The organism is Brevundimonas sp. (assembly GCF_035935935.1).
Lineage (GTDB): Bacteria > Pseudomonadota > Alphaproteobacteria > Caulobacterales > Caulobacteraceae > Brevundimonas.
In genome coordinates this window covers 39,384-57,882 of sequence record NZ_DASYWO010000002.1, presented here as the reverse complement: position 1 = coordinate 57,882, position 18,499 = coordinate 39,384, and the positions used below count along the sequence as shown (strand labels likewise).

19 protein-coding genes are annotated in these 18,499 nt (G+C 69.1%); 15 read left to right on the top strand and 4 right to left on the bottom strand.

Annotated features, from left to right (window positions below; genetic code table 11):
• Positions 1-13: 13 nt before the first annotated feature.
• The 3 genes from VGR32_RS00695 to VGR32_RS00685 form a co-directional block, all read right to left on the bottom strand.
• Positions 14-259 carry an aa3-type cytochrome c oxidase subunit IV gene (locus VGR32_RS00695; protein ID WP_327447031.1) on the bottom strand — a complete coding sequence of 82 codons (246 nt, stop codon included), beginning with the start codon at positions 257-259 and terminating at the stop codon, positions 14-16.
• A 65-nt stretch (positions 260-324) separates the two neighbouring features.
• Positions 325-891 carry a TetR/AcrR family transcriptional regulator gene (locus VGR32_RS00690; RefSeq protein ID WP_327447492.1) on the bottom strand — a complete coding sequence of 189 codons (567 nt, stop codon included), beginning with the start codon at positions 889-891 and terminating at the stop codon, positions 325-327.
• A 76-nt stretch (positions 892-967) separates the two neighbouring features.
• Entirely contained in the window at positions 968-1,822 is an 855-nt protein-coding gene (locus VGR32_RS00685) for a metallophosphoesterase (protein ID WP_327447490.1), read from the bottom strand.
• 64 nt (positions 1,823-1,886) lie between these two features.
• Between VGR32_RS00685 and VGR32_RS00680 the strand changes: the two genes are divergently transcribed.
• Positions 1,887-2,240 (top strand): hypothetical protein, encoded by a 354-nt coding sequence (locus VGR32_RS00680; RefSeq protein ID WP_327447029.1) that lies wholly within the window; start codon positions 1,887-1,889, stop codon positions 2,238-2,240.
• On the opposite strand, the gene VGR32_RS00675 is transcribed toward VGR32_RS00680, so the two are convergent.
• A complete protein-coding gene (locus VGR32_RS00675; protein ID WP_327447027.1) occupies positions 2,231-3,211 on the bottom strand; it encodes a mannose-1-phosphate guanylyltransferase in 981 nt (326 codons plus the stop codon). The two genes, VGR32_RS00680 and VGR32_RS00675, sit on opposite strands and share 10 nt — an antisense overlap.
• A gap of 121 nt (positions 3,212-3,332) precedes the next feature.
• Here VGR32_RS00675 and VGR32_RS00670 point away from each other — a divergent pair, with 121 nt between their 5' ends.
• The 14 genes from VGR32_RS00670 (at position 3,333) to VGR32_RS00605 (ending at position 18,496) form a co-directional block, all read left to right on the top strand.
• Positions 3,333-4,655, top strand: coding sequence for a UDP-glucose/GDP-mannose dehydrogenase family protein (locus tag VGR32_RS00670; RefSeq protein WP_327447025.1), 1,323 nt, complete (start codon positions 3,333-3,335; stop codon positions 4,653-4,655).
• Positions 4,656-4,720: 65 nt separating this feature from the next.
• Positions 4,721-6,031 (top strand): nucleotide sugar dehydrogenase, encoded by a 1,311-nt coding sequence (locus VGR32_RS00665; protein ID WP_327447023.1) that lies wholly within the window; start codon positions 4,721-4,723, stop codon positions 6,029-6,031.
• Positions 6,032-6,133: 102 nt separating this feature from the next.
• Positions 6,134-7,591, top strand: a complete 1,458-nt coding sequence (locus tag VGR32_RS00660; RefSeq protein ID WP_327447021.1) for an O-antigen ligase family protein — start codon at positions 6,134-6,136, stop codon at positions 7,589-7,591.
• Positions 7,592-7,674: 83 nt separating this feature from the next.
• A complete protein-coding gene (locus VGR32_RS00655) occupies positions 7,675-8,511 on the top strand; it encodes an FkbM family methyltransferase (RefSeq protein WP_327447019.1) in 837 nt (278 codons plus the stop codon).
• Positions 8,508-9,665: a glycosyltransferase gene (locus VGR32_RS00650; RefSeq protein ID WP_327447017.1), complete on the top strand. Its 1,158-nt coding sequence runs from the start codon at positions 8,508-8,510 to the stop codon at positions 9,663-9,665. Before VGR32_RS00655 ends, VGR32_RS00650 begins: the two co-directional genes overlap by 4 nt.
• 9 nt (positions 9,666-9,674) lie before the next feature.
• Positions 9,675-10,742: a glycosyltransferase family 4 protein gene (locus VGR32_RS00645; protein ID WP_327447015.1), complete on the top strand. Its 1,068-nt coding sequence runs from the start codon at positions 9,675-9,677 to the stop codon at positions 10,740-10,742.
• 61 nt (positions 10,743-10,803) lie between these two features.
• Positions 10,804-11,961, top strand: a complete 1,158-nt coding sequence (locus VGR32_RS00640) for an N-acetyl sugar amidotransferase (protein WP_327447013.1) — start codon at positions 10,804-10,806, stop codon at positions 11,959-11,961.
• Positions 11,958-12,572 (top strand): imidazole glycerol phosphate synthase subunit HisH, encoded by a 615-nt coding sequence (hisH, locus tag VGR32_RS00635; RefSeq protein WP_327447011.1) that lies wholly within the window; start codon positions 11,958-11,960, stop codon positions 12,570-12,572. The genes VGR32_RS00640 and hisH overlap by 4 nt, the downstream gene beginning before the upstream one ends.
• 1 nt (position 12,573) lies before the next feature.
• Positions 12,574-13,350, top strand: a complete 777-nt coding sequence (locus tag VGR32_RS00630) for an AglZ/HisF2 family acetamidino modification protein (protein WP_327447009.1) — start codon at positions 12,574-12,576, stop codon at positions 13,348-13,350.
• A gap of 26 nt (positions 13,351-13,376) precedes the next feature.
• The gene (locus VGR32_RS00625) at positions 13,377-14,411 is read left to right on the top strand and encodes a polysaccharide biosynthesis protein (protein WP_327447007.1); all 1,035 of its coding nucleotides are present in this window, start codon (positions 13,377-13,379) and stop codon (positions 14,409-14,411) included.
• A gap of 2 nt (positions 14,412-14,413) precedes the next feature.
• Complete coding sequence (wbjC, locus tag VGR32_RS00620; protein WP_327447005.1) at positions 14,414-15,526, top strand: UDP-2-acetamido-2,6-beta-L-arabino-hexul-4-ose reductase; 1,113 nt, start codon at positions 14,414-14,416, stop codon at positions 15,524-15,526.
• A gap of 2 nt (positions 15,527-15,528) precedes the next feature.
• Entirely contained in the window at positions 15,529-16,659 is a 1,131-nt protein-coding gene (gene wecB, locus VGR32_RS00615) for a non-hydrolyzing UDP-N-acetylglucosamine 2-epimerase (protein WP_327447003.1), read from the top strand.
• A complete protein-coding gene (locus VGR32_RS00610) occupies positions 16,659-17,885 on the top strand; it encodes a glycosyltransferase family 4 protein (RefSeq protein WP_327447001.1) in 1,227 nt (408 codons plus the stop codon). The genes wecB and VGR32_RS00610 overlap by 1 nt, the downstream gene beginning before the upstream one ends.
• A complete protein-coding gene (locus VGR32_RS00605; RefSeq protein ID WP_327446999.1) occupies positions 17,882-18,496 on the top strand; it encodes a sugar transferase in 615 nt (204 codons plus the stop codon). The genes VGR32_RS00610 and VGR32_RS00605 overlap by 4 nt, the downstream gene beginning before the upstream one ends.
• Positions 18,497-18,499 lie beyond the last annotated feature (3 nt).

The following is an 18,499-nucleotide window of genomic DNA, read 5'->3' as shown; positions in this document are numbered from 1 at the left end:
GTCAAAAGGGCGCTCAGTGCGCCTTCTTCTTCTCGCGCAGCAGGAAGATGCCGACGATCAGCAGGAGGGTCGACGCGATGGCCGAGGTGAAGAAGTTGCCCGTCGACAGGATCAGGGTCGTGAAAAGGATCACTGACACCACGCCCAGCGAACCCCACTTGGTCAGCAGCATGACGAGGTGGAAGGTCGAGACCTGCTCGGAGATCTCCTGCGAACCGCGATGGTAGGAGTGATCGCCGGAAGCGTGCGGGTCGGCCATGTCGTCGGGTCCTGGGCGAAACGGAATCTGGCGGCCCTTATAGCGGGCCGTGCGGAGGGCTCAAGTCAGCCGTCCGCCAGTGACTGAAGCAGCCCGGCGAGACGGTCGCGCAGAAGGTCGCAGTGCTCGGGGGACAGCGTCTGGGTGCCCCCCGTCATCTCGCGACCGATGGACATGCCCATGAGGAGCCCGGCCATGAGGCGGGCGCGGACGGGCGCGTCGTGCCCGCCCAGCCAGTCGGTCAGGGGCTGCATGAAATCCTTCACGCAGGATCTCTGGACCACCTCGATCGCCTTGGCGGAGCCCAGGGAGCGCAGGATTATCGACAGGCCCTGCATCTTGCCGGGCTTCTTCGCGGCGCCGAAGACCAGCTGGTCGGCGATGCGGCGACCGAAGTCCGCGCGATCGCCCTCCCAGAAATGTTCGCCGTCGAAACAGGCGTCGATCGCCGCCTCGAACAGCTGCTCCTTGGAGCCGAAGTACCGGACGACCAGGGCCGCATCGATGCCGACGTCGCCGGCCACGTCGCGCATGCCGACGTCGTCGTAGCCGTCGCGCGCGAACCGCTTGACCGCCGCGTCCAGCAGGGCCGCGCGCGTCGCCAGCGAGTTCCGCATCCGTGGGCCGCACACGAAGGTCAAGTCTGCCGTCTCCGATCGCCCCGGACCCTACATGGGCCAGCGGAACGGCGCCAACAAGCGTTACGGTTCATGCGGCGACGGGCGTCGGGGCCGGCGCCGGGGCGGTCCAGTCGCGGATCGTCACCTGACCGTCCGTCCCCCGCACCGCCTGGACGAAGCGCTCGTGCCGGCCGTCTATGCGCAGCGCCGTCAGCACGCCGGTCGCATAGGCGCCGGTGTCGACGCCGATGCGTCGGTGATCGACGTGGGGAACGTCCGTCGGGGTGTGGCCGTGGACGACGACGCGGTCGAAGGCCTGGTCGTCGTTCAGGAAGCGGCCGCGAATCCACATGAGATCCCGCTCGGCCTGCTGATCCAGGGGAACGCCCGGCAGCGCCCCTGCGTGACAGAAGAAATAGCCGCCCAAGGTGACGCTGGGCTCCAGCTGCTCCAGAAATCGCCGGCCGCGGGGGCCAAGCTTGTGCGACAGGTCCGCCGAAAGCGCGACCCAGCCTTCGCGCCGGTGGCGCATGGCGGGCGGCTGAAGCCCGTACGATGCCAGGGCCGCGTCGCCGCCGTATTCGCACCAGGTGGCCCCGACCGACGGATCGTCGAGGAACTCGTGCATCTTGTCCTCGTGATTGCCGCGGATGAAGCGGGCGTCCACATCGGGCATGTCGGCGATCTGGATGAGGCGGTCGACGACGCCGCGCGAATCCGGCCCGCGGTCGACGTAGTCGCCGAGGAAGATCAGCGTGCGCGGGCGGTCGTCGACGTCGGCGTCGCCGATGATCGCCTGCAGCAGCCCGTCCAGCAGGTCCAGGCAGCCGTGGACGTCGCCTATGGCCCACACCACCGCCCCGTCGGGCCCCGCGCGCGGGACGCGGACGTCCGTGGCGGGCGTCGCCGCGGGAGGGGATTTACGAAACAGACCGCCGAACATGTCGCGCACTCGATGCACGTTCGCGCGTGAGGATTCAATGCGGCGCGCGTGCTAGTCGGGCGGCATGCGCCTGCTCGTCCGTGCCGCCGCCTGGGGCGGGATCCTGCTGCTCATGATCCTGATGCTGACGCCGCAGGTCCGCGTGCCGGGGCCGGAAGCCTATGCCGACAAGGTCTGGCACCTGCTCGGCTTTCTGGCCATCACCCTGGCGCTGCAGGTCGGGCCGGTGTGGGGGAACCGGTTGGGCGCGGCGCTGCTGGCGGTCGCGATCGGCGCGGCTGTGGAGGTGGTTCAGGAGTGGGTCGGGCGCGAGCGCAGTCTGCTGGACCTGATCGCCGACGCGGCCGGGGCCGGGATCGGCTGGGCGGTTTCGCCTCTGTTGACGCCTCTGCTGGGATGGCTGAGGCCTCAGGACTGATCGGCGACGCGCCGCACCTGCTGGGCGGCGTCTCGGGCGCAGACCAGAACGGCGCCGTCCTCGACCACGACGATCACGTCGGGCAGGCCCACCACGGCGACCTGCACGCCGTCCGGCGCCTGGACCCAGGCGCCGTCGGCGTCGACGCCCCGGAACGGGGCGGATGGCGCATGAGCGGCCACGGCGTCCCATGCACCCAGATCGGACCAGCCGAAGTCGACCGGCAGGACCCACGCGCGGTCCGTCTTCTCCAGCACGGCGTAGTCCATGGAGATGCGCGGCGAGGCGGCGAACGCCGGGCCGAGGCGCCCGGGTCCGGTAACGGCGTCGGCGACGGCGCGGGCGACCTCGGGCGCGTGCCGCTGCGCCTCGGCCCACAGCACGTCGGCGCGGGCCACGAGGATGCCTGCGTTCCAGAGGCAACCTTCTGCCGTCAGCCGGGCGGCGCCGGCGGGATCGGGCTTTTCGACGAAGGCCTGAACCGGAGACGGTCCCGGCCGCTGCGGCCGGATGTGACCGTAGGCCGGGGACGGCCGGTCGGGCGTCACGCCCAGCAGCACGAGGCGGCCGTCGCGGGCCATCTCGCCGGCCTGGCGCAGGGCGGCGCGGAACGCCGCCTCGTCCCCCACGTGGTGATCGCAGGGCAGGAGGGCGACGACGGTTTCCGGATCGCGGGCGGCGGCCAGGCGGGCGCCGGCCAGCATGGCGGGCGCCGTGTCGCGCGGCGCGGTCTCGAGCAGAAGCTCAGCCGGATCGTGGCGGGAGGCCAGCAGGGCGCGCACGGCGTCTGCGTGGTCGGCGGCGGCGACGACCACGGCGGGGGCGTCGGACAGCCCGCGGCAACGATCCAGCGTCGCGCCCAGCAGGCTGCGGCCGCCCACCGACATCAGCCCCTTCGGCCTTTGCGGCGTGGACGCGGGCCACAGGCGCGTGCCGCCGCCGCCGCACAGGATGACGGGGACGACGCTCACGCCGCGACTCCCGCGATGCGGACCTTCGTCATCAAAACTCCGCACTCCGGCAACGGTTCGGCTCTGGTCTTGCGCGGCCCGTGCCGCTAACGAGGCGCCCGGACCTGAAGGGGGCGAGCGCATGCGCGTGGCGATGATCGGAACGGGCTACGTCGGGCTGGTCTCTGGCGCCTGTTTCGCCGATTTCGGCCATGTGGTCACCTGCATCGACAAGGACGCGCCGAAGATCGCGCGGCTCGAGGCCGGTGAGATGCCGATCTACGAGCCGGGGCTGGAGGATCTGGTCGCCGCCAACGTCCGCGACGGCCGGCTGTTCTTCACCGTCGACGGCGCCGAGGCGATCCGGCAGGCCGACGCCGTCTTCATCGCGGTGGGCACGCCGACGCGGCGCGGCGGAGGCCACGCCGACCTGTCGTACGTGCAGGCCGCCGCCGAGGAGATCGCCGGGCTGATCCAGGGCTTCACCGTCGTGGTCACCAAGTCGACCGTGCCGGTCGGCACCGGCGACGAGGTCGAGGCCATCATCCGCAAGGCCAATCCCGACGCCGACTTCGCCGTGGTGTCCAATCCCGAGTTTCTGCGTGAGGGCGCCGCCATCGGCGACTTCAAGCGCCCCGACCGGGTGGTCATCGGCGTCGACGACCCGGAGGGACCCGCCGGCGCCCGCGCCCGAGCGGTGATGTCGGAGCTGTACCGCCCGCTGAATCTGAACGAGAGCCCGCTGCTGTTCACGGCCCGGCGGACGTCGGAGCTGATCAAATATGCGGCCAACGCCTTCCTGGCGATGAAGATCACCTTCATCAACGAGATGGCGGACCTGTGCGAAAAGGTCGGGGCCGACGTGCAGCAGGTCGCGCGCGGCATCGGGCTGGACAACCGCATCGGATCAAAATTCCTGCATGCCGGGCCCGGCTACGGCGGCAGCTGCTTCCCCAAGGACACCCTGGCGCTGGTGCAGACGGCGCGCGAGGCGGGCGCGCCCGTGCGACTGGTCGAGACCACCGTCGAGGTCAACGACGCCCGCAAGAAGTCGATGGTCGATCGCGTTCGCGAAGCCGTGGGCGGCGACCTTCAGGGCAAGACCGTCGGCGTGCTGGGCCTGACCTTCAAACCCAACACGGACGACATGCGCGACAGCCCGGCGCTGGACCTCGTCCCCGCGCTGACCGCCGCGGGCGCGACGGTGCAGGCGTTCGACCCCGAGGGCATGCACGAGGCCGGCAAGCTTCTGGCCGGCCTGACCTTCTGCGAAGGCCCGTACGACGCCGTCGCCGGCGCCCACGCGGCGGTGATCGTGACGGAATGGGACCAGTTCCGCGCCCTCGACCTGGACCGGGTCAAGCTGACGATGGCGGCCCCCGTCATGGTCGACCTGCGCAATGTGTATCGCGCCGACGAAATGCGGGCGCGCGGCTTCCGCTATGCCTCCATCGGGCGGGCCTGAGGCCCAGCCTTCTCATTCATGCCGCCGCGGGGTATCAGCCCCGACCTCGGTAACCGGAAGCCACGATGACCGTTCTGGACGATCTTCTCACGCGCCTGCGCGATCGCGACGCGGTCATCGGCGTGGTCGGACTGGGCTATGTCGGCCTGCCGCTGTCGCGTCGCTACTGCGAGGTCGGCTATCGCGTCGTCGGCTTCGACATCGCGCCGGACAAGGTGCGCCGGCTGAACGACGGCAAGAGCCTGATCGAGCACATTCCGGACGCCGACATCGCGACGATGCGGCAATCGGGCTTCGAGGCCACGACGGACTTCTCGCGCGCCGCCGAGTGCGACGCCCTGATCCTGTGCGTGCCGACGCCGCTGAACAAATACCGCGAGCCGGACCTGAGCTTCGTCGTGAACACGGTGGAAAGCCTGGTGCCGCACATGCGGCCCGGACAGGTCATGGCGCTGGAAAGCACCACCTACCCCGGCACGACCGACGAGGAGCTGGGACCCCGGATCGCGGCGCGCGGGCTGACGATCGGCGAAACCGCCTTCCTGGTCTATTCGCCCGAGCGGGAAGACCCCGGCAACGCGCACTTCTCCACCCGGTCCATCCCGAAGGTCTGCGGCGGCGCGACCCCGGCCTGCCTGAAGGCGGGCGTCGCGCTGTATGACCAGGTCATCGACCAGGTCGTGCCCGTCAGCTCGACGCGCGCGGCGGAGCTGACCAAGCTGCTGGAGAACATCCACCGCGCGGTGAACATCGGGCTGGTCAACGAGATGAAGATCGTTGCCGACCGCATGGGCATCGACATTCATGAGGTCATCGCCGCGGCCGCGACCAAACCCTTCGGCTTCGTGCCGTATCAGCCGGGTCCGGGGCTGGGCGGTCACTGCATTCCCATCGACCCCTTCTATCTGACGTGGAAGGCGCGCGAGTACGGCGTGCACACCCGGTTCATCGAACTGGCGGGCGAGGTCAACTCGGCGATGCCGGACTACGTTGTCGCAAAGGTGACGGCCGCGCTGAACGACCGCCAGAAATCCGTGCGCGGAAGCCGGATCCTGGTCTTGGGCATCGCCTACAAGAAGAACGTCGACGACATGCGTGAGAGCCCGTCGGTCGTGCTGATGGAGAAGCTGCGCGATCTGGGCGCCGAAGTGGCCTACAGCGACCCGCACGTGCCGGTGTTTCCGCCCATGCGCGAGCACCACTTTGATCTGGAGAGCGTGGCGGCGGACGCCGCGACGCTTGGCCGGTGGGACTGCGTCCTGATCGCCACGGATCACGACAAGTTCGACTACGACGTGATCCGTGACCACGCGTCGCTGATCGTCGACGCGCGCGGCCGTTATCGCGACCCCCTGCCCCACGTGGTCAAGGCCTGAGGCCGCCGGCCGCCTTGTCAGCGTCGTCTTTCTCCCGCAGTGGAGGCGGGGTGACGTCGAGACGGATGCCGGCGGTCGGGAACACGGGACTGCTCTGAAGTCATGAGCATGACAGGCGCGAGCTTCAACTTCGGCCATACGGCGCCTCCGCCGGTCGACGCGGCGTCGGCGGACCGGCGCAACGCCTTTGTGTTCGTTGGCGTCGTCACGGCTGCCCTGGTCGCGTTGCAGGCTCCCAATGCACAGACCGGCCTGGCGCTGGCGGCCGGTGCGGCGGCGCTGATTTCCACCCGAATGGCGATCGGCGCGCTGATCGTCGTCATGATCTTGCGTCTGGCCAACCCGGGTCTGGTCGCAGGCTCGGGCGCGTTCGAGATTTTCGCGTGGGGCGCCGTGATGCTGGCATGCGGCCGCATCCTGCTCGACGCGCTCATGTCGCGCGGTCAGGCCTTGAGCCGACTGCCGGCCTTCTTCCTTCCTTACGCCGCGGTGCTGCTGACGGTGTCGGTGCTGTTCAGCCAGGTGCGGGACGTGTCGCTGTTCAAGGCCATCAGCTTCACCACGGTGACGGCCGCCGTCACGCTGGGCTTCGCCCAACTGAGGGCGCAGGGACGTCCCGCGTCGTCATGGATAAAGGGCCTGTGGCTGGCGGTGGTCGTGCTGTCAGTCCCGACCTTCGTCATCCCGTCGATCGGCTTCCTGCGCGACGGACAAGGCTTTCAGGGCGTGCTGAACCACCCGCAGGGCTTCGCCGTCTTTCTGGCGCCGGTGGTCGCATGGAGCGCGGTGCAGGCCTTCTCGGCCGAGGGCCGCGGCCGGGCGGTGGTCATCGGGCTGTTTCTGATTTCCTTCGGGTCGCTCTGGCTCACGCGGGGACGGACCGGGCTGGCGGCGATCGTGCTGGCGGGGCTGGCGCTGCTGCTGCTGCGTCCCGGCTTCTTCAAGACCGCCGCGGCGCTGGCGCTGAGAGCACTGTCGAAGTCGTGGGTCATGGCCGGCTTCGTGCTGCTGATCCCGCTTGTCGTGTGGAAGGCGCCCGAGATGGTCGCCGCGGTGCAGGAATTCCTGCTCAAGGGGTCCGGCGCCGACGCCGTGACCGGAGCCGCGGCCGCGTCTCGCGGCTTCATCGCCGATCAGCAGATCCTGAACTTCCAGAGCAGCCCGATCTTCGGCATCGGGTTCGGCGTGTCGAACAGCGCCACTCACGCGCTGAACGTGGTGATAGACCCCGTGACCGGCCTGCCGGTGGGCGCGGCGACGGAAAAGGCGAACCTCGTGCTCGCAGTGCTGGAGGAGACGGGCATCGTCGGCGCTCTGGCCTTCCTGCCGTTCTTCCTGGCGCTGATCCTGCGCCTCGCACGAACGGAAAGCCTGGCCGTGGCCTGGGCGGCGCTGGCGGCATTGGGCACCAATGTGTCCGAGATGACCTTCTTCTCGATGGGCGGGATCGGGCTCTACACTTGGCTGATCATGGGGTGGGCCTTGTCGGAGGCGCGCAAGGCGCCCCGGCGATCCCCGACGTTCGGACGCATCGGCGGCGTCGCCGCCCGGACGCCGTGAGGGGATACGCCGTGCGCGCTCTGCTCAAGCTTCTGAAGGCGACCCTGAGCCACCCCCTGAACGCACGGAGTCCCGCCGCCCGAATGGCCGCACTCGGACGCGTCGTCAGATGGCAGATCGCCGTGCGCCTGTTGCCTGCCGCGCATTTCATCCTGCCCTTCGCCAACGGGTCGAGCCTGGCCGTCTGCCGCGGCATGGAAGGGGCGACCGGCAACTGGTACGGCGGCCTGGATGAACCGGACGAGATGGGCTTCCTGCTGCACCTTCTGCGTGCAGGCGACCGCTTTCTGGACATCGGGGCCAACGTGGGCAGCTACACGGTGCTGGCCGCCAGCGTTCCCGGCGTGACGGGCGTCGCCTTCGAGCCGGTGCCGGCCACCCACCATCGACTGAGACGCAACCTGATCGTCAACGACGCGACGGACAGGTTCGAGGCCCGCCAATGCGGCGTCGGCGACGCCGCGGGGGTCCTGAGGTTCACCACGACCCTCGACAGCATGAACTTCGTCGCGCCGGACGACTATCCGGACGACGACACCGTGGAGGTGCGCGTGGTGCGGCTGGACGACGCGATGCCCGACCGAGACGGGCCCATCGTCGCCAAGATCGACGTCGAGGGTTTCGAGAAGGCCGTCCTGACGGGCGGCGCGCGGACGTTGGGCAGCGAGGACGTCCTGGCCGTCGTCATGGAGACGAACGGCAGCGGAGAGCGCTATGGCGTCACCGACGCCGAGCTGTTCGACCTCATGGCGGCCCTGGGGTTCACGCCGCACCACTACGACGCCCTGAGCCGGACCCTGTCGCCGGCCCGGCCCGGGGATCCCGCACACATCAACACCCTGTTCCTGAAGGACGTCGCCACGGTGACGCGGCGCACGCGCGAAGCCCCGCCGGCGAAGCTGGTCAACGGGTCGCTGTGACGGAAGAGATTCGGACTTCGATCCGCGCCGTGCATCTGGCCGGCAGCGTCGATCCGGCCGCGGGCGGGCCGGCCTACAGCATTCCGGGGCTTTGCGCCGCGCTGCGGACCGCCGGCGTGCATGTGGACCTGCTGACCCTGAAGGACCCCCGGGGCGGCGCGATCGCGGCTCCCCGGCATGAGTTCGACGTTCAGGGCCCGTGGAAGCTGGGCCGCGCGCCGGACATGGAACGGTGGCTGAACCACAAGGCGGCAAAAGGCCAGGTCGACGTCACCCACAGCCACGTCCTGTGGCAGATGCCGTCCCTTTACCCGGACGCCGCGCGGCGCCGCTGGGGCGTGCCGCACGTCGTGTCGCCGCGGGGCACGTTGACGGCCTATTCCATGAGCGTCGGGTCGCGCCTGAAGGCGGCGTGGTGGCCCCTGATCCAGCGGCCGGCGATGCGGCGCGCGTCGCTGTTTCACGTCACGGCGGAGTCCGAGATCGAGGACCTGCGGCGGCTGGGACTGCGTCAGCCGGCCGCCTTCCTGCCGATCGGCCTCGACCTCCCGGCGTGGCGCGACCCTCCGACGGACGATCCGAAGGTCATCGTCTTCCTGGGCCGCCTGCACCCGGAAAAGGGGCCGATGGACCTGATCGAGGCCTGGGACCGCATCCATGAGCGGCGCCCCGACTGGCGTCTGCGTCTCGTGGGGCCGGATCAGGACGGGCACAGGGCGGAACTGGAGGCGCGGATCGCGGCCACGGCGATCCCGCGCGTGGAGTTCGCGGGGTCCGCCTGGGGAGACGGCAAGTTCGAGGCGCTCCGCGAGGCGTCGATCTGCGTCCTGCCCAGTCCCACGGAGAATTTCGGCGTGACGGTCGCCGAGGCGCTGGCCGTGGGCACGCCGGTGATCGCCAACCACGGCGCGCCGTGGGCGGCGCTGGAGGCCGAGAAGGCCGGCTGGTGGATCCCCAACGGCGTCGACGCCCTGACGGATGCGCTGATGACGGCGACGGACACGGACGCCGGAACCCGGCGTCGCATGGGAAGAGCCGGCCGTGACTATGTGGGGCGCACGCTGGGCTGGCCGTCGATCGGCGCGCGGATGGCGGAGTCATACGCCTGGATTCTGGGGCGCGGATCCCGCCCCGCCTGCGTCCACGTGGACTGAGGGCGCTTGATGGACAAGCGGCGCGTCCTGTTTCTCTACAGCCGGCTGAACGGCTTCGTGCTGTCGACGCTGCGCGCCCTGCAGGCGAGCGGACGATGCGAGCGGATCGACGTGGTCCACTGGTCGAACGCGGGCGCGATCGGCAACCACTATCGCCCCGAGGGCGTGGACGGCGTGACCTTCCGCCGGCGCGACGAGCTGGACGACGAAGGTCTGGCGCGCCTGATCGAGGACGTGCGTCCGACGACGGTCTACGTCTCGGGGTGGATGGACAAGGGCTACCTGCGCGCCATCCGGGCCCGGCGTCGCGCAGGGCAGGCCTTCGTCACAGTGGCGGGACTGGACGATCAGTGGCGGGGAACCTGGCGCCAGCGGGTGGGCACGATCTGGTTCCGGCTGGCCTACCGGGCCCTGATCGACGTGATGTGGACGGCCGGGCCGGCGCAGTACCACTACGCCCGGCGCTTCGGTTATCCGCACGACCGGATCGTCGGCAATCTGCTGAGCGCCGACGACGCGCGGTTCAGGGCGGGCGACGCGTCCAACCGGCGCTTCGTCTACGTCGGACGGTTCGACCCGGTGAAGGGCCTCGACGCCCTGGTCGAGGCGCACGGTCGCCTGCCGCAGGAGACCCGGGCGGCCTGGCCGCTGGTGCTGATCGGCGACGGGGCGCTGCGCGGGTCGCTGGAGGCGCGCGCAACTCCCGAGGTCAGGATCGTCGATTACCTTCAGCCGGACGGCGTGGCGCGCGAGCTGGAAGCCGGCGGGGTCGGCATGCTGGTCAGTCGGTGGGAGCAGTGGGGAGTCAGCCTGCACGAGATGGCGGTGGCCGGGCTGCCGCTGATCGCGAGCGTGCAGGCCGGGGCGACCTCGACTTTCCTCATCGACGGGCACAACGGAATTCTCGTCCGGGGCGGCGACGTCGCCGATCTGACGCAGGCCCTCGCCAGAATGGCCGCGACGTCGGACGAGGAGCGCGCGGCCATGGGTCGGGCCAGCAGGGAGCTGTCGAAGAGGATCACGCCGCAGGTGGCCGCGGCGTCGCTGCTTTCGGCGGAGGGGCTGGCGCGGATGTGACGGCGCTTGGCGGAAACCCGCGGCGCCGCTATCAGGGCGCGAACCAAGGGCAACTGACCAGATGACCTCGACGGACGGCGCCAGTCGCCCTTACCAGATCTGCACGCGCTGCATCATGGACACGACGGACCCGCGGATCGTCTTCGACGAAGCGGGGGTCTGCGACTATTGCCATAATTTCGATGAGCGCATCGCCCCCAGCTGGCACACCGACGAACGCGGCGCCCGCGAGCTGGACGCCATGGCCGCGGAAATCCGCAAGGCCGGCGAAGGCAAGGACTTCGACTGCATCATCGGCCTGAGCGGCGGACTGGACAGCTCCTACGCCACCTATGTCGCCAAGGAGCGGATGGGCCTGCGTCCGCTGCTGTTCCACGTCGACGCCGGCTGGAACACCGACCAGGCGGTCGGCAACATCGAGAAGCTGGTCGACGGTCTGGGGCTGGAACTCTACACCGACGTGGTCAACTGGCAGGAGATGAAGGACCTGCAGGCGGCCTTCCTGAAGGCGCAGGTTCCGGATCAGGACATCCCCCAGGACGCCGCCTTCTTTTCCGGGCTTTATCGCTTCGCGCGCAAGCACGGCATCAAATACGTGCTGACCGGCGCCAACTATTCCACCGAGTGCTGCCGCGAGCCCGAGGAATGGGGCGCCTATCCGGGCATCGACAAGACGCTGATCGGGGCCATTCACAAGCGGTTCGGCACGCGTGAGCTGAAGACGTTCCCGCTGATCGACATCCTGGTCTACAAGATCTGGTACCAGCGTTTCCTGGGCATGAAGATCGTCAAGCCCCTGAACCTGGTGCCGTACGTGAAGAAGGACGCGGAAGCCGAACTGGCCCGGCGGTTCGGCTGGCAGCCGTTCCAGCACAAGCATCACGAGTCGCGCTTCACCCGTTTCTACGAAGACTACTGGATGCCGCGGAAGTTCGGCTACGAGAAGCGCCGGGCGCACTTCTCCAGCCTGATCATGACCGGTCAGATGACGCGCGAGGCCGCGCTGGACCGCATCTCGCGGCCGGAGATGGACGACCATTTCCAGGCGCAGGAGTTCGAGTACGTCGCCAACAAGCTGGACATGACGGTCGAGGAGCTGCGCCGCATCTTCGAGGGCCCCAACAAGACCTTCCACGACTATCCCAACAAGCTGGCCCTGATCAGGCTGGGCGCGTGGGTGATGAAGGTGCTGGGCATGGAAAAGCGGCTGTTCCGGTGATCACCATCGTCGACTACGGGCTGGGGAACGTCGGCGCGTTCGCCAACGTCTACAAGCGGCTTGACGTGCCCGTCAGGCGTGCGCGGACGGCCGACGAGCTGGCGTCGGCGGAGCGCATCATCCTGCCCGGCGTCGGCGCCTTCGACGCGGCGATGGACCTGCTGGACGCCTCGGGCATGCGCGACGTGCTGGAGGACCTGGTCGTCGGGAAGAAGACGCCCGTGATCGGCGTTTGCGTGGGCATGCAGATGCTGGCCGACGGGTCCGATGAGGGCGAGCGCAAGGGGCTGGGCTGGATTCCCGGACGCGTCAGACACTTCTCGCATGGCGCGGGCAACGCCGAGCTGCCGATGCCGCACATGGGCTGGAACGACGTGAAGCCGGCCGCCGGGGAACGGCTGTTCGCGGGCATGGAAGACGACGCGCGGTTCTATTTCCTGCACTCGTTCTACTTCGAGCCGGCCGAGACGGACGACGCGGTCGCCTACGCGTCCTATGGGCTGGAGTTCGCCTGCGCGGTGCGGCGGGATCACATCCACGGCGTGCAGTTCCACCCGGAGAAGAGCCATCACTTCGGCTACGCGCTCCTCAAGAACTTCGCGGAGGCCTGACATGCTCCGCCCGCGGATCATCCCCTTCCTGCTGGTGCATGAGGGCGGGCTGGTGAAGACGGTCGGGTTCAGGGACCCGAAGTACGTCGGCGACCCCATCAACGCCGTGAAGATCTTCAACGAGAAGGAAGCGGACGAGCTGTGCGTCGTCGACATGGACGCCACGGTGAACGGGGTCGAGCCGGATTACCGGGCCATCGAGCACATGGCGCTGGAGTGCCGCATGCCGCTTTGCTACGGCGGCGGCGTGCGCACGGCGGAGCAGGCCAAGCGGATCATCGGTCTGGGGGTCGAGAAGGTCTCGATCAGCGCCGCGGCCGTCGACCGTCCCGAACTGGTGGCCGAGATCGCCGACGAAGTCGGGCGCCAGTCGGTCGTGGTCGTCATCGACGCGAAAAAGAAGATGCTCGGACGGGGCTGGGACGTCGTCACCCATAACGCGAAGCGCTCGGCGAAGCTGGACGCGCTGGAGTTCGCGGCGCGGGTCGCCGAACTGGGCGCCGGCGAGATCGTCATGAACGCCGTCGACCTGGACGGGAAGATGACCGGCTACGATCTGGATCTGGCACGGAAACTGCGCGAGCGGGTCAGGATTCCCATGACCATGCTGGGCGGCGCGGGCCGGCTGGAGCATCTGTCCGAGCTGTTCGCGGCCTGCGGCGTCGTGGGCGCCGCGGCGGGCAGTCTTTTCGTCTTCAAAGGCCAGTACAAGGCCGTGCTGATCAACTATCCGAAACCCGCCGAAAAGGAGCCCCTGTTCGCCGCTGCGCGCGGATGAGGGGAGCAGGCACGGCTGGAGGGGCCATGTTCGACGACAAGACGCTACTGATCACCGGGGGCACCGGCTCGTTCGGCAACGCCGTGCTGCGCCGCTTCCTGCAGTCGGACATGGCGGAAATCCGCATCTTCTCGCGCGACGAGAAGAAGCAGGACGACATGCGCAAGGCGTATGCGCATCCGAAACTGAAGTTCCATTTGGGCGACGTGCGCGACCGCACCAGCGTCCAGGCCGCCATGCACGGCGTCGACTACGTGTTCCACGCCGCGGCGCTGAAGCAGGTGCCGAGCTGCGAATTCTATCCGATGCAGGCGGTGCAGACGAACGTCGTCGGCACCGAGAACGTGCTGAACTGCGCCCGCGCGGCCGAGGTGTCGCGCGTGATCTGTCTGTCCACGGACAAGGCCGTCTATCCGATCAACGCCATGGGCATCTCCAAGGCGATGATGGAGAAGGTGATGGTGGCCACCTCGCGCACGTTCGAGGGCACGGGCACCGTCGCCTGCGGCACGCGGTACGGCAACGTCATGGCCAGCCGGGGCTCGGTGATCCCCCTGTTCGTCGGCCAGGTGCTGGCGGGCAAGCCGATCACGGTCACCGATCCGCAGATGACGCGGTTCATGATGACGCTGGACGACGCCGTGGAACTGGTGCTGTTCGCCTTCGCCAACGGGGCCAACGGCGACATGTTCGTGCAGAAGTCGCCGGCGGCGACCATCGAGGTCCTGATCAAGGCGATCCTGGACCTGATGGGCCGTCCCGATCATCCGGTGAAGACCATCGGCACGCGCCACGGCGAGAAGCTGTTCGAGTCGTTGCTGGGCCGTGAGGAGCGGGCGCAGGCCGAGGACATGGGCGACTATTTCCGGGTCCCGCCGGACGCCCGCGACCTGAACTACGACAAGTTCGTCGACGAGGGCGATCCGGGCGCCGCGGGCGGCGAGGAGTACAACAGCCACAACACCGAGCGGCTGGACGTCGAGGGCATGAAGACCCTGCTGATGAAGCTGAACTTCATGCGGCGCATCGTGGCGGGCGAACCCGCCGTGCTGGAGGACTGACCATGGCCGTGGTGGTCACCGGCGCGAACGGCTTCGTCGGCAAGACGCTGATGGTGCGGCTGGCGGAGCGCGGCGTGGACGCGGTCGGGTTCGGCCGCGGCGACGACGAGGCCATGCTGGCGGCCGTGGCCCGGGCCGACTTCGTCTTCCACCTGGCGGGCGTGAACCGGCCGCAGAACGAGGAGGAGTTCGTCACCGGCAACGCGGACCTGACGGCGCGCGTCTGCGCGGCGCTGGCGGCGGCCGGCAACGCCGCGCCGCTGGTGATCAGTTCGTCCACCCAGGCCGAGCGGGACAACCCCTACGGACGATCCAAGCGCGCGGCCGAGGACGCGGCGCTGGCGCACGCCGCCGCGACCGGCGCGCCCGTGCACGTGTTCCGCCTGACCAACGTGTTCGGCAAATGGGCGAGGCCCAACTACAACTCGGCCGTCGCCACCTTCTGCCACAACGTGGCGCACGGCCTGCCCATCTCGGTCAACGATCCGGCCGCGCCGCTGAAGCTGGTCTACGTCGACGACGTCTGCGACGCCTTCCTGCGGGTGCTCGACGATCCGGGGGGCGCGCATGGCGACCGCCCCGGCTTCGCCCACGCGGGGCCGGAATACGAGACCACCGTCGGGGCCGTGGCGGATCTGATCCGCCGTTTCCCTGAAAGCCGGACGACGATGGTCACGGACCGGGTCGGGACGGGCCTGACCCGCGCCCTGCACGCGACCTATCTCAGCTATCTCAAGCCCGAAGACTTCGCCTACGACGTGCCGCGTCACGGCGATCCGCGCGGCGTCTTCGTCGAAATGCTGAAGACCCCCGACTGCGGTCAGTTCAGCTATTTCACCGCCGGGCCAGGCATCACGCGCGGCCAGCACTATCACCACACCAAGACCGAGAAGTTCCTCGTGCTGACGGGCCGCGCGCGGTTCGGCTTCCGCCACATCCTGACCGGCGAGACCTTCCACCTGGAAACCGAGGGCGGCCAGGGCCGGATCGTGGAGACGATCCCGGGATGGACCCACGACATCACCAACGTCGGCGATCAGGAGATGGTCGTCATGCTGTGGGCCAACGAAATCTTCGACCGCGCCCGCCCCGACACCGTCGCGATGAAGGTCTGACGATGAAGAAGCTCAAGGTCATGACCGTGGTCGGCACCCGGCCGGAGATCATCCGCCTGTCGCGCGTGCTGGCGCGGCTGGACGCGACGACCGACCACGTGCTGGTCCACACCGGCCAGAACTACGACTACGAACTGAACCAGGTCTTCTTCGACGATCTGGGCCTGCGCAAGCCGGACCATTTCCTGAACGCGGCGACCGGCGGGGCGGCCCAGACGATCGGCAACATCATCGGCGCCATGGACGGCGTGCTGGAGGCCGAAAAGCCCGACGCGCTTCTGGTGCTGGGCGACACCAACTCCTGCCTGTCGGTCATCCCCGCCAAGCGCCGCCGCATTCCGATCTTCCACATGGAGGCGGGCAACCGCTGCTTCGACCAGCGCGTGCCGGAGGAGACCAACCGCCGCATCGTCGACCACGTCGCCGACGTGAACCTGACCTACAGCGACATCGCCCGCGAATACCTGCTGGCCGAGAACCTGCCGCCCGATCGGGTCATCAAGACTGGCAGTCCGATGTTCGAGGTGCTGACCCACTACGCCGACCGGATCGACGGATCGGACGTGCTGGAGCGGCTGGACCTCAGGGAGCACGACTACTTCGTGGTCAGCGCCCACCGCGAGGAGAACATCGAGGACGGCCGGGCCTTCCCGCGCCTGGTCGAGATCCTTAACCGCGTCGCCGAGACCTACGACCGGCCGGTGATCGTCTCGACCCACCCGCGCACGCAGAAGCGCATCGACGCCGCCGGCGCGAAGTTCCACGGCCAGGTCCGGCTGCTGAAGCCGCTGGGCTTCCACGACTACGTCCGTCTGCAGAAATCGGCCCGCGCCGTTCTGTCGGACAGCGGCACCATCACCGAGGAGAGCTCGATCCTGAACTTCCCGGCCCTGAACATCCGTGAGGCGCACGAGCGCCCCGAGGGCATGGAAGAGGCCTCGGTCATGATGGTCGGCCTGAACCCGGACCGCGTCATGCAGGGCCTGGCGCTGATCGCCGACCAGCCGCGCGGCGACGACCGGACCTTCCGCCGGGTGGCCGACTATTCGATGCCGAACGTGTCGGACAAGGTGGTGCGCATCATCCACAGCTATGCGGACTATGTGCGCCGGGTGGTCTGGCGCGAGTACTGATGTCCCGCGTCCTCTACCTGAGCCAGTGGTTCCCGCCGGAGCCCAACACGGTCGGACTGCAGGTCGCGCACGGACTGCAGGCGCGGGGCCATGAGGTCGAGGTCCTGACGGGCTTTCCCAACTATCCCACGGGCAAGCTGGCGGAGGGTTATCGTCTGGCGTGGCATCGGCGCGAGGTGGTGGAGGGCGTGGTGGTGCACCGGGTGTGGCTGCATCCCAGCCATGACCGATCCAGCGTGGGGCGGGCGCTGAACTATCTGTCGTTCTTCCTGTCGGCGCTGGTCTTCCTGCTGTTCCAGGCGCGACGCTTCGACGTGATCTACGTCTATCACCCGCCCCTGACGCCGGCGCTAGCCGCGGCGATCAGCGGCTGGTTCACGCGCCGCCCCTTCATCGTCGAGGTGCAGGACCTGTGGCCGGACTCCGTCGCCACGGCGGACATGGCGGGAACGGGCGCCATCGCGCGCGTGCTGGGCCCCCTGTGCCGTTTCGTCTACCGCAGCGCCGCGGGCGTGCTGGGACAGTCGGACGGCATGACGGCGCGACTGATCGAACGGGGCGCCGCCGCGCACAAGACGGGCACGGTGTTCAACTGGGCCGACGAGGACGCGGCGCGCGCCGCAGGGCGGCGGCGGACCGACGACCTGGGGTTCGAGGGGCGTTTCAACCTGGTCTTCGCCGGCAACCTGGGCGTGGTCCAGGCGCTGGACGCGCTGATCGAGGCCGCGCGTGAGGCGGCGCGGCAGGAGCCGCGGATCCGGCTGACCCTCATCGGCGACGGCACGGAAAAGGCGCGGCTGGAGGCGCTGGCCGCGCGGAGCGACGGCGTCGTTCAGGTGCGCGACGCCGTTCCCCAACGCGAGATCGGCGACGTTCTGGCGGCCGCCGACGTGCTGGTGGTGCATCTGAAGGACGACCCGCTGTTCGAGATCACCCTGCCCTCCAAGTTGCAGTTCTATCTGGCCATGGGCCGGCCGGTGCTGACGGCCGTGGGCGGCGAGGCGGCGCGCATCACAGCCGGGACCGGAGCGGGAATCGCCGTTGCTCCCGGAGACGTGCCGGCGCTGGCGCGCGCCATGGTGGACCTGAGCCGACGGCCCGCGGCCGAACTGGCGGCGATGGGCGCCGCGGGGCGTCGCGCCTACGACGCGCGCTTTTCCTTCGCCGAGGGCATCGATCGCCGCGCGCAGGCGATCGCGCGCGTCGTGGCGAGGGCGGCGGCATGAAGCGGCGCACCGACGCGATCAAGCGGGCCTTCGACGTGATCGTGGCGACCTGCGCGCTGGTGGCCCTGTCGCCGGTGATGGCCGTCCTGTGGGTGATGGTGCGCGCCCGGCTGGGAGCGCCCGCGCTGTTCCGGCAGGAGCGGCCGGGCCTGGGCGGCAGACCCTTCCTCATGATCAAGTTCCGCACCATGCGTGATGCGGTGGGCGCGGACGGGGCGCTGCTGCCGGACGAGGAGCGGCTGACGCCGTTCGGCCTGTGGCTGCGGTCGACCAGCCTCGACGAGCTTCCGGAGCTGTGGAACGTCATCCGCGGCGACATGAGCCTGGTGGGCCCGCGCCCGCTTCTGATGGAGTATCTGCCGCTGTACTCGCCGCAGGAGGCCCGACGTCATGAGGTCAGGCCCGGCGTGACCGGCTGGGCGCAGGTCAACGGCCGCAACGCCATCAGCTGGGACGAGAAGTTCCGGCTGGACCTCGAGTACGTCGACCGGCGATCCTTCGCGATGGACTTCCGGATCCTGCTGCTGACCGTCAGGAAGGTGCTGCGCAGCGAAGGCGTCTCCCCCGACACGCAGGTCATCATGGAACGGTTCAAGGGGTCGGCGAAGTGAGGG